The sequence below is a fragment of the Sphingomonas sp. LR60 genome (assembly GCF_036855935.1).
Taxonomy (GTDB): Bacteria; Pseudomonadota; Alphaproteobacteria; order Sphingomonadales; family Sphingomonadaceae; genus Sphingomonas.
The window spans coordinates 92,227-105,191 of the sequence record NZ_JASPFK010000001.1 but is presented as its reverse complement, the minus strand read 5'-3'; the positions used below and the strand labels follow the sequence as shown (position 1 = coordinate 105,191).

Below are 12,965 nucleotides of genomic sequence, written 5' to 3'. Positions count from 1 at the left end.
GTCTGATAATATTACTAGAGTTCAACACGAACCCGCAGATTCAAGGCGGGGCATGGGAGGATGAGGATGACGTTACGGCACCAGCATGTGCGTGGCTTGCGGCATATCACGGCAGGTATGGGTTGTGCCATCGGTGCGCTGATCGTCGCCACCCCGGCATTGGCGCAGGAAAGCGTACCTCCGCAGGGCACCGGCATCGCGACGTCGGGCGACCCCGCCGCCGACGACATCGTCGTCACCGGTATCCGCGCCAGCATCGCCTCTTCGGCTGCCCAGAAGCGTGACTCCTCCGGCATCCTCGACGCCATCTCCTCCGAAGACCTCGGCAAGTTCCCGGACGCCAACGTCGCCGAGTCGCTGCAACGCATTCCCGGCGTCGCGATCGACCGCAACAACGGCGAAGGTCAGTCGGTCACCGTCCGCGGCCTGGGCCCGCAGTTCAACACCGTGCTGTTCAACGGCCGCAGCTTCGCCTCGGACAATTTCAACCGCTCCTTCTCGTTCGACCTCATCCCGGCCGAGCTGATCAGCGGTGCACAGGTCTACAAGAGCGCGCAGGCGCCGTTGCAGAGCGGCGGGATCGGCGCGACCATCAACATTCAAACGCCGCGCCCGCTCGACCTGAAGGGCTTCAAGGGCATCTTCACCGCCAAGGCGCTGTACGAGAAGAACAGCGAGAAGTTCACGCCGCAGCTGTTCGGCCTGTTGAGCGACACGTTCGCCGACGGCCGCCTCGGCCTGCTCGGCTCGATCTCGTACCAGAAGCGTATCGCCTCGGTCGATTCGGTCAGCAACGGTGGCTACCTGCCCAACACGACGGTCGGCCCGAACAGCAACCCGCTGTTCACCAACGTCTACGCGCCGCGTAACCAGGACGTCGGCAACGCGCGCGACGTCCGCACCCGTCTCGGCGCGACCCTGGTCGCGCAATATGAGGCCAGCGACACGCTGACCTTCACGGTCGACGGCCTGTACAACAAGTTCAAGAGTGACTCGACGACGCGCGCGCTGGGCAGCTGGTTCGAGCCGTCGAGCTACACCGCGGCAACGATCGACTCGAACCGCACGATCACCTCGCTGACCACCAACGGCAATGCCGACTTCATCTCGTCGGGCGCGGTCCGCGAGACGACGACGTGGGAAGCCGGCGGCAACGTGGAGTGGAAGCCGAGCGACCAGTTCAAGATGACGCTCGACGCCACCTGGTCGCGCGCGAAGAACGCCGGCGGCGGCAAGTCCTATTTCGCAGTGATCGGCTCGCCCTCGTCCTACAGCTTCCAGCAGGCGGAAGACGGCGGGATCGGCTCGACCTCCGGCTATGGCGCGGGCGTGCTGAGCAACCCGGCTTTGGGTCGCACCCACATCGCCGGCGTCAACGGCAACGACATCACCGAGAAGGTGACCGAGTACCGCTGGAACAACGAATTCAAGCCGGTGGACGGCGTCCTCAAGGCGTTCCGCTTCGGCCTGGCGCGCACCACGCGTGACAAGAACAACGTTCCGATCACGTCGGCGGACGACGTCGGCTGCATCTATTGCGGTTATCCGACGCTCGCCGATCCGTCGCTGCTGTCGTCGTACACGATGAACTCGCTCGGCGCGAAGAGCGGGTCGGTGCCGCTCACCTTCCTGACCTTCGATCCGCGCGCCTATCTCAACTTCCTGACCAGCGCGGCCGCCACTTCGGCGCTCGACGCGGCGCAGAAGCTGGCGCCCGGCACGACGGCGGCGCGTTATGCACGGGCCAACGGCTATGCCGTCAGCCCGCAGCCGTCGGCACGCGTCAAGGAAACGGTCTATGCCAGCTATGCCGACATGGATTTCGAGTCGACCATCGGCAACATGCCGTTGTTCGTCAACGTCGGCGCGCGCTACGAATATACCGAACTCAGCTCCTTCGGGCAGCAGCGGCAGCTCGTCGATCTGACCCCGACCGGCGGCAATCCGCCGACCGATCCGACCATCTATGTCGGTGTGTTCGACAGCACGTCCGGCCTCGCGGTGTCGCGCCAGTCGTCGTACAGCAACTTCCTGCCCAACGCGAACGTCCGCCTGAACCTGACGCCGAAGCTGCAGGCACGCGTGGCCGCGTATCAGACGCTGACGCGCCCCGCGATCGGCGATCTGGCGCCGACCTTCAACACGGAGACGCTGCGCCCGGCGACCCTCAGCGCCAGCGGCGGCAACACCGAGCTGAAGCCGTATCGCGCCAACAACGCCGACCTCTCGGTCGAATGGTATCCCACCCGCACGACGACGTTGTCGGCGGCGGTCTTCTACAAGAAGATCAGCGACTTCATCGTCCAGAGCTTCGCGATCGAACAACTTCCGATCCTGAACGCGGGCAACGCGCAGGGTGTCCGGCTGCCGGCCGGCGGCCTGATCTCGCAGGTCGGCGGGCAGTTCTTCGGCGAGTTCAGCGTGCGGCGTCCGCGCAACGCGCAGTCGCTGAAGATCAAGGGCCTCGAACTCAACCTGGTGCATACCTTCGACTGGTTGCCCGGCGTCCTGAGCGGCTTCGGCGTGCAGGCCAACGCGACCTTCGTCAGCACCAACCGCGATTTCGACGTCAACCAGACCGACCAGGCGTTCGCGGCGGAAGGGATCGGCAATTCGCAGAACGGCACCGTCTTCTACGAAAAGTACGGCATCTCGGCGCGTATCGCCTACAACCGTCGCGAGCGCTTCCTGCGCCAGCTGGCGGGCGGTTCGGGCAATGAGCCGATCTTCGTGCGCGATTACGGCCAGTTCGACGGCAGCGTCGCGGTCAATGTCACGCCGGCCGTGCAGGTGTTCGTCGAAGGCACCAACCTGTTCAACGCGAAGTATTTCACCACCGGCCGCTTCGACAACCAGCTGTTGACGTACCAGAACTTCGGCCCCCGCTACGACGCGGGCGTCCGCTTCTCGTTCTGATCCCTGGGGCGGGGCGGCGATTTCTGTCGCCGCCCCGTTTTGTTGCAACCATGAAACGCGCACGATACGTCGGCGGGCGATGTGCGGCTCATGCTTCTCTCCTGCCTCGACGCCGGTGACGTGACGGACCGCAGCGCGCGCCTGTTGATCGTCGACGACGATCCCGACATCCGCGAGCTGACCGCCGAGTTCCTCACCCGCCACGGCTATACCGTCGACGTCGCCCAGGATGGCGCGGCGATGCGTCGCGCGATGGCGGCGAACGAATATGCCCTGCTGGTGCTCGACGTCATGATGCCCGGCGAGGACGGGCTGACGCTGTTGCGCGGGCTCGATCGCTCGGGGCCGCCCGCGGTCATCATCATGTCGGTGATCGGCGAGGAGGTCGACCGGATCGTCGGGCTGGAGATGGGCGCCGACGATTATATCGCCAAGCCGGCCAGCCCGCGCGAATTGCTCGCCCGCATCCGATCGGTCCTGCGCCGCGCCGCTGGAACCGCGCCAGAGCCAGGCATCCGCCAGAGCGCGGTGGTGCGCCCATGGCAGCATTTCCAGGGCTGGCGGCTCGACCCGATCGGGCGGCAATTGCTCGATCCCGAAGAGGTGGTCATCAACCTGTCGGACGGCGAGTTCCGGCTGCTGATGACCTTCGTCGACCATCCGCGCCGCGTGCTGACGCGCGACTTCCTCCTCGACCACGCCCGCGGACCGACCGCCGAGCATTTCGACCGCGCGATCGATGTGCAGGTCAGCCGGCTGCGGCGCAAGCTGGCGCGCAGCGACGGGCGCGGCGGCGACGAACTGATCCGCACCGTCCGCAACGAAGGCTATATGTTTGCGGCCGATGTCGCGCAGCGCTGAGCGGAGCCGGCCGCTTGCCCGGCCGATCTTCTTGCTGGTGGTGGTGTCGGTGCTGGTCACCGCCGTCATCTCGTTCACGGTCACCTTCTCGGGGCCGCCGCCGTTCGAGCCGCCGCGCAGTCTCACCGGGATCGCACGCGCGCTGAAGGGCGAACGGCCGCCGTTCGGCTTCGGCGGCCTTCCGCCGGGGAGCGGCGATCGCGCTCTGCCACCCGGCGGCTTCCGTCACAGGCCGGTGCCGTTGCACCGCGACCGGCTCGCCACGCCACCCGGCCCCCGCCCCGACGAACGCCCCAATGTCGAGGCCGCCGCCCGGCTCGCCGCCATGCTGCGCGTCCCTGCCACCGATGTGCGCGCCTTCACCCAGCCGGGACGCAGTGAGGGCGAGGCGTTCTCGGGCGACTGGACGTTCGGTTGGCGGCAGGACGGCGGCTGGTGGGTGGTCCGCAGCCAGCAACGGCCGTGGCTGACGCGCTGGCATGTCCGCACCTTGCTGGCGTTGCTCGCGGCGATCCTGCTGCTGTCGATCCCCGGCTGGTGGCTGGCGCGCGCGATCACCCGCCCGCTGCGCCTGCTCGCCGCGGCGGCGGATCGCGCCGGCACCGGTGCCCCGCTCCCCACCTTCCCGGCGGATCGCGTGAGATCCGCGACCTCGCGCGCGCGGTGTCGACGATGCACGGGCGGCTTGCCAGCCATGCCGAGGCGCGCACCGCGATGCTCGCCGGCATCGCCCACGACCTCGGCACGCCGCTCGCCCGCCTCGCCTTCCGCGTCGAAGCGCTACCCGACGCGGCGCGCGCCAGGGCCGCTGCCGACATCGAGGAGATGCGCGCGATGATCGGCGCGACGCTCGTCTTCGCCCGCGACGATGCCGCTGCCACGATGATGGTGCGGCTCGATCTCGCCAGCCTGATCGACAGTCTCGTCTACGATCTCAAGGACACCGGCGCCGCGGTCGAATCGTCCGGCGGTCCGCGCGCGATCGTCCGCGGCGACAGCGGGGCGTTGCGCCGGCTGTTCGCCAATCTGGTCGAGAATGCGATGCGCTATGGCGAGCGCGCGACAGTCGGCTGGACCGTCGACGACGGGCGGGTCACGGTCACGATCGACGATATCGGGCCGGGCATCGATCCGGCGCTCGCCGAGCACCTGTTCCAGCCGTTTGTGCGCGGCGATCCCTCGCGCAACCGCATGACCGGTGGAACCGGGCTGGGGCTCGCGATCGTCCGCACGATCGCCACCGCGCACGGTGGCGCGGTAACGCTCGGCAATGGCCCGACCGGCGCGCAGGCACGCGTGGTGCTCCCGCTGTCGGCGTAACTCCCACGTCGCCCGCGACGCAGAAAACCGCGACGTCTGCCGAAACCCCGCCGCTGCAACACACTGCAATAAGGTTGCAGCGCCCCGACACATCGACGTGAACAAGCGCCGGCAAACGGCTCCGCAGCAAAGCGGGAGCCATTCTACCATGACCGATCACGACCATTCGCACGGCCACAGCCTGGCCGAAGACCTGCAACGGATCGACGCGCTGATGGCGCGACGCCGCGCGCTCAAATGGTTCGCGGGGGCCGGCACGGTCGCGTTCCTCACCGGTTGTGGCGGCAGCGACGCCGCCAGCATCGACACCGCGACGACCATCACCACTACCGCAACACCGACCCCGACACCGACGCCCACCCCCACGCCGACCAGCACCACCGCGACCGGCACCTGCATCGCCGATCCGCAGGAAACCGGCGGCCCCTATCCCGCGGACGGCACCAACAGCTCGTCGGGATCGACCAGCAACGTGCTGACCAGCAGCGGTATCGTCCGCTCCGATCTCCGCGCCAGCTTCCTGACGACCACTACCGTGGCGACCGGGATCGCGATGACGTTCACGATCACCGTCGTGAACGTGAACGCCACCTGTGCGCCGCTCGCCGGTTATGCGGTGTATCTGTGGCATTGTGACCGTACCGGCAATTACTCGCTGTACGGCAGCGCGGCGGGCGAAAGCTATCTGCGTGGCGTGCAGGTCACCGACGCCAATGGACAGGTCACCTTCACCACGATCTTTCCCGGCTGTTATGACGGCCGCTGGCCGCATATGCATTTCGAGATATTCTCGACCCTGTCGAACGCTCGGTGGGCGCTATGCGATCCTCACCAGCCAGTTCGCGATGCCCGCCGGCACGTGCAGCACCGTCTATGCCGACACGAGCATCTATCCCGCGAGCCAGTCGAACTTCGCGCGTGTCGCCTTGTCGAGCGACAATGTCTTCGGCGACAACACCAGCGCTCAGCTGGCGCAGATGACGCCGACGATCACCGGAAGCCCATCGACCGGCCTCACCGCGACGGCAGTGATCGGCGTCGCGCGGTAACGTTGTGACAAGCCCCTCCCCTTCAGGGAGGGGTTGGGGTGGGGCCTGTCCGCGAGGTCGGCCCTCGGTGAGACACCGCCGCCCCATCCCTCGACGGGAAGGGGCAAGTTGGCGTCAAACCTTGACCGCTGACAGCTTCAACGACGCCAGCAGCGCCGCGAAATGCGCCTGCGCCTCCGGTGTCGGCCCCGGATACGGTCCTTCGGTCGGCTGGTCGCCGATATAGCCCATGTCCGCCTTGCCCTCGGGCAGGCTGTAGAAGCCCAGCACGAACAGGTTGCGCAGCCGGTCCATGAACGCGACCGGTTGCGCCATTGCCGCGCTCGGCGTCTCGGCCGTCAGCGCGTCGAGCAAGGTCGCGCGCTGTGCCGCCGTCCCCGCCGTGAACGCACCGCCATGCAGCACGCGGCTCTGCGCATCGAGCCACGTGAGACCCGCCATCACCTTCGCGCGATCCGCCTGCTGCTGCGGATAGGGCGCGCTGATCCATTCGTCGATGAACGCGCCGACGCCGAGCGTACCGGCCGCCGGCGAAGCGCCATCGGCGGGCAGGATCATGTCGCCCAGCATGTCGACGGTCGCGCGCTGCGGCTTGGTCAGCGTCAGCGGCCACGGCACCTTGGGCGCGGTCAGATCGGGATCGCGGCCATATCCCTTGGTCGCCGGCATCGGCGCGACGCTCGCCGGCCAGTCGACCACCTTGAACGGCGGCGGCGCACCGCTTGCCTGCGGCACCGTGGCGGCGACGGCGCCGCGGTTGGCGAGCGACAGCGCGGTGGCGGTGGCGAGCCATTGCAGCGTCGTACGGCGGGTGAAGGTCATGCCAGCGCTCCTGACGACAGACGGGTGGCAAGCCGCTCCGACGCGCGCAGCGCCAGGGCGAGGATGGTGAGCGTCGGGTTCTTGTGCGGTCCCGATGCGAAGGTCGCGCCGTCCATCAGCACGACATTGTCGACGTCCCAGGTCTGACCATAGCTATCGACCACCGACGACTTCGGATCGGCCCCCATCCGCGCGGTGCCGAGTTCGTGGATGATCTCCCCGCCCGCGGTCATGATCTGCTCGGGCGGCAGGTCGGGGTCGAGGATCGTGCCGTTCAGCCGCTTGAACACCGAATGCGCGGCGCGGCGGCCATGCGCGACCTGATTGACCTCATGCTTGGACCAGCGGAACGCGAAACGCAGCACGGGGATACCGAACCGGTCCTTCACGGTCGGATCGATCTCGCAGAACGTGTCCTTGTTGGGGATCATCTCGCCGCGTAGCGTCAGGCCGATCGTCGCGCCAGACGCGTTGCGCACCGCCTGCTTGAGGTCCTTGCCCCAGACGCGCGGCAGCGCTGCCTCGGCCGGAACGCCGAACCGTCCGCCGATCTCGAAGTGATAGCCGCGTGCGAAGTCCAGCTCGCCGCGCTTCTGCTGCTCGTACTGCCAGAACGGGATGTAGATGTGCTGCCCACCGATCCCGTCCTCATTGTAGCGTGGACGGCCGGCAAGGCCGGGGATGAAGGCGCGGAACGACGCACCGGTCGAATCGGTCAGGTTGCGCCCCAGCTGGCCCGACGAATTGGCGAGCCCGCGCCCCTGTTCGGCCGAGTTGAGCAGCAGCCGCGTCGTCTCGCCGGTCCCCGCCGCCAGCACCACCGCGCGCGCCTTCACCTGGTGGCGCTGCCCGGTCTTGCGATCGATATATTCGACCCCCGCCGCGCGGCCGCGGCCGCCCATCACGACCCGCGACACCATCGCGTCGGTGACGACGCGCAACTTGCCGGTCGCCTTGGCCATCGGCAGCAGCGAGGTGGTGGTCTGGAACATCGCGCCGATCGTGCAACCGCGCGTGCACGGCGTCGCGTTGAAGCAGGCGCTGCGCGGTGCGACCTTGTCGGGCATGTCGCGCGTCAGCACCGCGGTATGCGCAGCGCGGACCGGGATGCCGAGGCTCTCCGCCGCGGCGGTGATGAGCATTTCCGGCACGCGCGGCTTGGGCGGCGGCATCAGGCAGCCGGGGGCGAGTCCGGGTGGTTCTCCAACCCGATCGGCCCGCCGTTGACGCCGATCATCCGCTCGACCCGGTCGTAGAAGGGCGCGACATCGTCATAGCCGATCGGCCAGTCGACCCCGAGCCCGTCGCGCGAAAACGGCTTGAAGTCATAGGCGCCGAACCGTGGGACGTGCCGTCCCCAATGGTTGGTGCGCCCGCCCAGCATCCGGGGGCGCCACCAGCGGAAGTCGCTGCCCTCGGTCATCGTGTACGGCTCGCCCTCGATCTGCCAGCCGCCATCGACGGTCGCGTCGAAATAGCCGAACGGCTTGTCGGGGGTTCCGGTCCCCCGCAGCGGCGCGTCGCTCTCGGGCGCGAACATGTTGACCTCGGCCTGCGGATCGTAATCGCGCCCGGCCTCCAGGATCAGGCAGCGGACGCCGGCCTTGGTTAGCGTATACGCCGCCATTCCGCCTGCCGCTCCGGAGCCGACGATGACGACATCGACGGGGCTTTCGGCAACCTTGCCGCTGCTGCGGTCACCGGCCGGCTCCGGTCGCCGAGGCGCCGATCCGGCGCAGCTTGATGTTGCGGAACGCCACCGGCTCGCCGTGATCCTGCAGCCCGATCACCCCGCTGTCGAAGGTGCCGAAGTGCGGCATCTTCGCAAACTTCGATCCCGACACCCGCTTTCGCCACGCGTCGTCGCCATAAGAGACGTCGGCGGTCGGCGTGCCGTTAAGCCACTGACGGATATGGCCGTTCTGGACGAGCAGCCGCGCATGGTTCCAGCTTCCCGCCGGCTTGGCGATCCCGGCCGGCGGCACCGTCATGTCGTACAGCGATCCGGCACGGTGCGTGGGGATCTTGCCGTCGGAATGTCCGGCATCGTCAAGCACCTGCATCTCCAGCCCGGTCTCGTAGAGCAGCGGCGCGCCCTCGACGTTGCGCGCCAGGTACAGCACCCCGCTGTTCCCGCCCTTCTGCACCTTCCAGTCGAGCGTCAGCTCGAACGCGCCATACGGATCGGCGGTGACGAGGTCGGTTCCGCTCATCTTGCCGTCGGCCTTTGTCAGCAGCAGCGTCCCGTCGCGCACCGTCCAGGTCGAGGGCGCCGGGCCGCCGCCGAATGCGCCCCAGCCCGACAGATCCCGCCCGTTAAACAGCAGCTTCCAGCCTTGCGCGCGCTCGGCGGCGGTCAGGCTGTTGTCCTTGGCCAAAGCAACGCTCGAGGTCGTCATCACCAGCGCCGCCGCGATGCTCAGTGCCCAACGCATCTTCACTCTCCCACCATCGTCGTTCGGCCGAAGCCGCCGTCGTCAGAGAGGCTTAAAGAATTCGTTTTTGTTTACAAGAAAGGTCCGCGCCTTGCCGGGGGACGTTTTGCGCTGATGCGCGTTAGGCGCTGCGTCCATTGAGAGAAGGCGCAGCACGTGGCCGAGCGAACGATCATCGTAACGGGAGCGGAATCGGGAATCGGCGCGGCGTGCGCAGCGGCGTTCGGCAAGCTCGGCGACCGCGTCGCGATCCTCTACTATGCAGATGGCGACGCTGCCGAAGCCACGGCCGCCGCCGTCCGCGCAGGCGGCGGTAAGGCGCTGACCATACAGGCCCATGTCGACGACGAAGCGTCGGTCGCAGCCGCCTTCGCCACGGTGGAATCCGAGTGGGGACCGGCCGATGTGCTCGTCAACTCGGCGGGACTTAACATGAGCGGGGTCACGGTGCGCGCGATGGCGCTCGATCAATGGCGACGTCTGCTCGACACCGACCTGACCGGCGCGTTCCTCACCTCGCGCCGCTTCCTGACCGGGCGCGGGACCGCCACCAGCGATGCCGCGATCATCCACATCTCCTCGATCCATGCCTATGCGGTGCGCGCCGGGGTGCGGATTATTGTGCCGCGAAAGGCGGGCTTTCCAATCTCGTAGAGACGCTGGCGATCGAGGAAGCGCCCAACCGCATCCGCGTCAATGCGATCGAGCCGGGGATGATCCTGACGCCGATGAACGCGCGCGCGCAGCAGGACGACACCTATCGCCAGACATTGGAGAAGAACATCCCGCTCGGCCGCGCCGGCAAGCCGGAAGAGGTGGCGGATCTCGCGGTCTTCCTCGCCTCCGACCAGGCGCGCTACATCACCGGTGCACGGATCGTAATTGACGGGGGCCTGTCGCTGATGCAGGCGCTCGGCGCATGACTGACGACGCGATCAGCGACCCGCACCGCAAGGACGCCGTTGCGAACGCCGATGTCGCGCTCGACTTCAACGTCAAGCGGATCGAAACGGTGTCGCTCGACGGCCCTCACGAGCTGATGTCCCGCGATCTGATGAGCCCCTACATCTGGCGCGAGCCGGACGGTCGCTGGGGGATCATGGTCCGCGCGGTCGTGAAGGCCGACGCCCCGCTCACCGACACCGGCCAGATCTGGGGCGGATGGAGCGACGATGGCGTGCACTTCACGATGCTTCCCACGCGCTCGCTGATGCCCGGACCCGACGACAATGACGCGGGCGGTGTCGAAGACCCGACCGTGATCCGCGGCGATGACGGCTACATCGTGTATTTCTCAGGCGTTCGCGCCGACCACGCGCATAGCGAATTGTCCTACGCGACCGGTCCGTCGATCGACCGCCTCACCAAGAGCGGCGTCGCGCTCGACTCGACCAAGTCGGAGGGCAACACCAAGGAAGCGACGATCGACCGCACCGCCGATGGCCGCTGGCGGTTGTTCTATGAATATGCCGCCGACGAGGCATCGCGGATCGGCTTGGCGATCGGTGCCGGTCCGGCCGGTCCATGGCAGGAGCAGCCGACCCCGTTCATGCCGCGTGAGGAAAGCTGGGACGACTGGCATCTCTCCACCGGCCCGCTGCTGACCGACGACCCCGCCACGCCGGTGATGTTCTACAACGGTGCGACCCGCGACGCGCGTTGGCGGATCGGCTGGATCGCGTTCGACAGCGAATATACGAAGGTCGTCGCGCGCGGCATCCAGCCGCTGATCACGCCGCCGCCGGTCGACGACCGCACGGCCACCGACATCGCCTTCGCCGCCTCGGTCGTCGTCGCGGATGGCGCGATCTGGCTTTACTATTCGCTCGAAGACCGCCGCCTGGCACGCGCGCTGATCCGCCGAAGCTGAAGCCCGGCAATTTCGCACCGAACCCACTATCGTTCGCGGTGTCCGCTCATCTCGGCCCCAGCGTCTGGCGCGAACCGCCGATTGAAGACGATCGCGGACGCGGAGATCGTCGCGACGACCACGAAGGCGATCGAGAAGGTCGCCAGCGTCGGCTGTTCCGTACCATTTAGCATGCTGCCGACCTCCAGCACCGTCGCCGCTGTGCAGATGCCGAGCGAGAGCGTCAGCTGCTGGAAGGTGGCGTAGAAGCTGGTCGCCGCGCTCATCCGCGTCTTGTCGACATCGGCATAGGCGATCGCGTTGAAGCCGGTGAACTGGAACGAGGTGAAGAACCCCGATATGCCCAGCACCGCGACGATCGCGGCAGTCGGCCATTCGGGACGAAACAACGCACAGGTCGCATAGCCCGCGCTGCTCGCCAGTCCTGAGACGATCAGGCTGCGGCGGAATCCCCACCGACGCAGTACACGCGGCGCGAGCGCCTTCATCGCCAGCGCACCCACTGCGCCCGCCATCGTGAGCGACCCGGTCTTGGCGGCCGACAGCCCGAAGCCGAGCTGGAACATCAGCGGCAACAGGAACGGCTGCGCCCCCTGCGTGATGCGCGTCAGCGAGCCACCCAGCACCGACAGCTTGAAGGTCGGCACACGCATCAGCGTCGGGTCGAGGATCGGATCGGCCGCGGTTCGCGCGTGGCGGACATAACCGAGCCCGAGGATGACGCCCGCTGCCAACAGCACGAGTGCGACCTTGCCCGTGCCCGGACGGCTCGCCAGTTCGAACCCGAACAACAGGCAGCCGAGCGACAACCCCGACAGCAGGAAGCCGGGGACGTCGAAGCGCGCGCGGGCGTCGCCGCGCACCTCGGGCACCAGCACCAGCGCGCCGATCGCGCCCGCGACGCCGATCGGGATGTTGAGGTAGAAGATCCAGCGCCAGTCCAGCCATGTGACGATGAATCCGCCGAGCGGCGGCCCGAGGATCGGCCCGATCAGCGCCGGCATCACCAGCCACGACAGCGCCTGCACCATGTCCTCCTTCGCGACGCTGCGCAGCAGGACGAGCCGCCCGACCGGCACCATCATCGCGCCGCCGATTCCCTGCAGGAAGCGCGCGGCGACCAGCACGGGCAACGATCCGGCCTGCGCACAGGCGATCGAGCCGAGCAGGAACACGCCGATCGCCGCGCAAAAGATCGTTCGCGATCCGAACCGATCCGCGAGCGTACCGCTTGCCGGGATGAAGAGCGCCAGCGCGAGCAGATAGCTGGTGAGCGCAACGCTGAGGCTGGCGGCCGGCGCGCCGAGATCGCGCGCCATCGTCGGCAAGGCGATCGTCAGCACCGTCCCGTCGAGCTGCTGCATGAACAACGCGGAGGCGACGACGAGCGCGATCACGCGATACCCACCCGGCCGCGTGACACCCGACACCGCCGTCGTCGCTTCGGTGTTGCGGCTGGCAACCGCCTCGACCGCTGGTGCCAGCCCATCGCCGACATCCGCGCTCATCGAGGCCAGATTACGTCGTCTCCACCGCATGCGTTTCCAATCGTCGTCATAGTCCCGGCAGAACGTCGCGTGCGCCCTTCGGCGCGATCGATGCGCACGATCCTCGTCGATCGCCGCGACTGTCGGCTGGCTACCATCCAATCGGCCCCATGCAATGGCACATGGCCGCACTTGCTTGAAACCA

Annotated in this window: 11 protein-coding genes and 1 pseudogene; 7 read left to right on the top strand and 5 right to left on the bottom strand. The window is 67.7% G+C overall.

Annotation, left to right across the window (positions count from 1 at the left end; genetic code table 11):
* Nucleotides 1–117 precede the first annotated feature (117 nt).
* From QP166_RS00520 to QP166_RS00500, 5 genes are all read left to right on the top strand, one after another.
* Nucleotides 118–2,916 carry a TonB-dependent receptor gene (locus tag QP166_RS00520; protein WP_333914131.1) on the top strand — a complete coding sequence of 933 codons (2,799 nt, stop codon included), beginning with the start codon at nt 118–120 and terminating at the stop codon, nt 2,914–2,916.
* 90 nt (nt 2,917–3,006) lie between these two features.
* Entirely contained in the window at nt 3,007–3,777 is a 771-nt protein-coding gene (locus tag QP166_RS00515) for a response regulator transcription factor (protein WP_333917216.1), read from the top strand.
* The gene (locus QP166_RS00510) at nt 3,761–4,615 is read left to right on the top strand and encodes a hypothetical protein (protein WP_333914130.1); all 855 of its coding nucleotides are present in this window, start codon (nt 3,761–3,763) and stop codon (nt 4,613–4,615) included. The genes QP166_RS00515 and QP166_RS00510 overlap by 17 nt, the downstream gene beginning before the upstream one ends.
* Nucleotides 4,603–5,097, top strand: a complete 495-nt coding sequence (locus tag QP166_RS00505) for a sensor histidine kinase (RefSeq protein ID WP_333914129.1) — start codon at nt 4,603–4,605, stop codon at nt 5,095–5,097. Before QP166_RS00510 ends, QP166_RS00505 begins: the two co-directional genes overlap by 13 nt.
* Before the next feature lie 148 nt (nt 5,098–5,245).
* On the top strand, nt 5,246–6,154 hold the full coding sequence (locus QP166_RS00500) for a dioxygenase family protein (RefSeq protein ID WP_333914128.1): 909 nt from the start codon (nt 5,246–5,248) through the stop codon (nt 6,152–6,154).
* 106 nt (nt 6,155–6,260) lie between these two features.
* Here the strand turns inward: QP166_RS00500 and QP166_RS00495 are convergent, their stop codons facing one another.
* Genes QP166_RS00495 through QP166_RS00480 form a run of 4 tightly spaced genes read right to left on the bottom strand, consistent with a single transcriptional unit; the run spans nt 6,261 to nt 9,403 of the window.
* Entirely contained in the window at nt 6,261–6,968 is a 708-nt protein-coding gene (locus QP166_RS00495; RefSeq protein ID WP_333914127.1) for a gluconate 2-dehydrogenase subunit 3 family protein, read from the bottom strand.
* A complete protein-coding gene (locus QP166_RS00490; RefSeq protein ID WP_333914126.1) occupies nt 6,965–8,140 on the bottom strand; it encodes a GMC family oxidoreductase in 1,176 nt (391 codons plus the stop codon). Before QP166_RS00490 ends, QP166_RS00495 begins: the two co-directional genes overlap by 4 nt.
* The gene (locus QP166_RS00485) at nt 8,140–8,622 is read right to left on the bottom strand and encodes an NAD(P)-binding protein (protein WP_333917215.1); all 483 of its coding nucleotides are present in this window, start codon (nt 8,620–8,622) and stop codon (nt 8,140–8,142) included. Before QP166_RS00485 ends, QP166_RS00490 begins: the two co-directional genes overlap by 1 nt.
* Before the next feature lie 43 nt (nt 8,623–8,665).
* On the bottom strand, nt 8,666–9,403 hold the full coding sequence (locus QP166_RS00480; RefSeq protein ID WP_333917214.1) for a 3-keto-disaccharide hydrolase: 738 nt from the start codon (nt 9,401–9,403) through the stop codon (nt 8,666–8,668).
* Nucleotides 9,404–9,559: 156 nt separating this feature from the next.
* On the opposite strand from QP166_RS00480, the pseudogene QP166_RS00475 reads away from it, so the two are divergent.
* Together QP166_RS00475 and QP166_RS00470 are read left to right on the top strand one after the other, a co-directional pair.
* A pseudogene (locus tag QP166_RS00475) lies at nt 9,560–10,326 on the top strand (SDR family oxidoreductase).
* Complete coding sequence (locus QP166_RS00470; RefSeq protein WP_333914125.1) at nt 10,323–11,273, top strand: glycosidase; 951 nt, start codon at nt 10,323–10,325, stop codon at nt 11,271–11,273. The pseudogene QP166_RS00475 and the gene QP166_RS00470 overlap by 4 nt, the downstream one beginning before the upstream one ends.
* 26 nt (nt 11,274–11,299) lie before the next feature.
* Here the strand turns inward: QP166_RS00470 and QP166_RS00465 are convergent, their stop codons facing one another.
* Complete coding sequence (locus QP166_RS00465; RefSeq protein ID WP_333914124.1) at nt 11,300–12,781, bottom strand: MFS transporter; 1,482 nt, start codon at nt 12,779–12,781, stop codon at nt 11,300–11,302.
* Between the last annotated feature and the right edge of the window lie 184 nt (nt 12,782–12,965).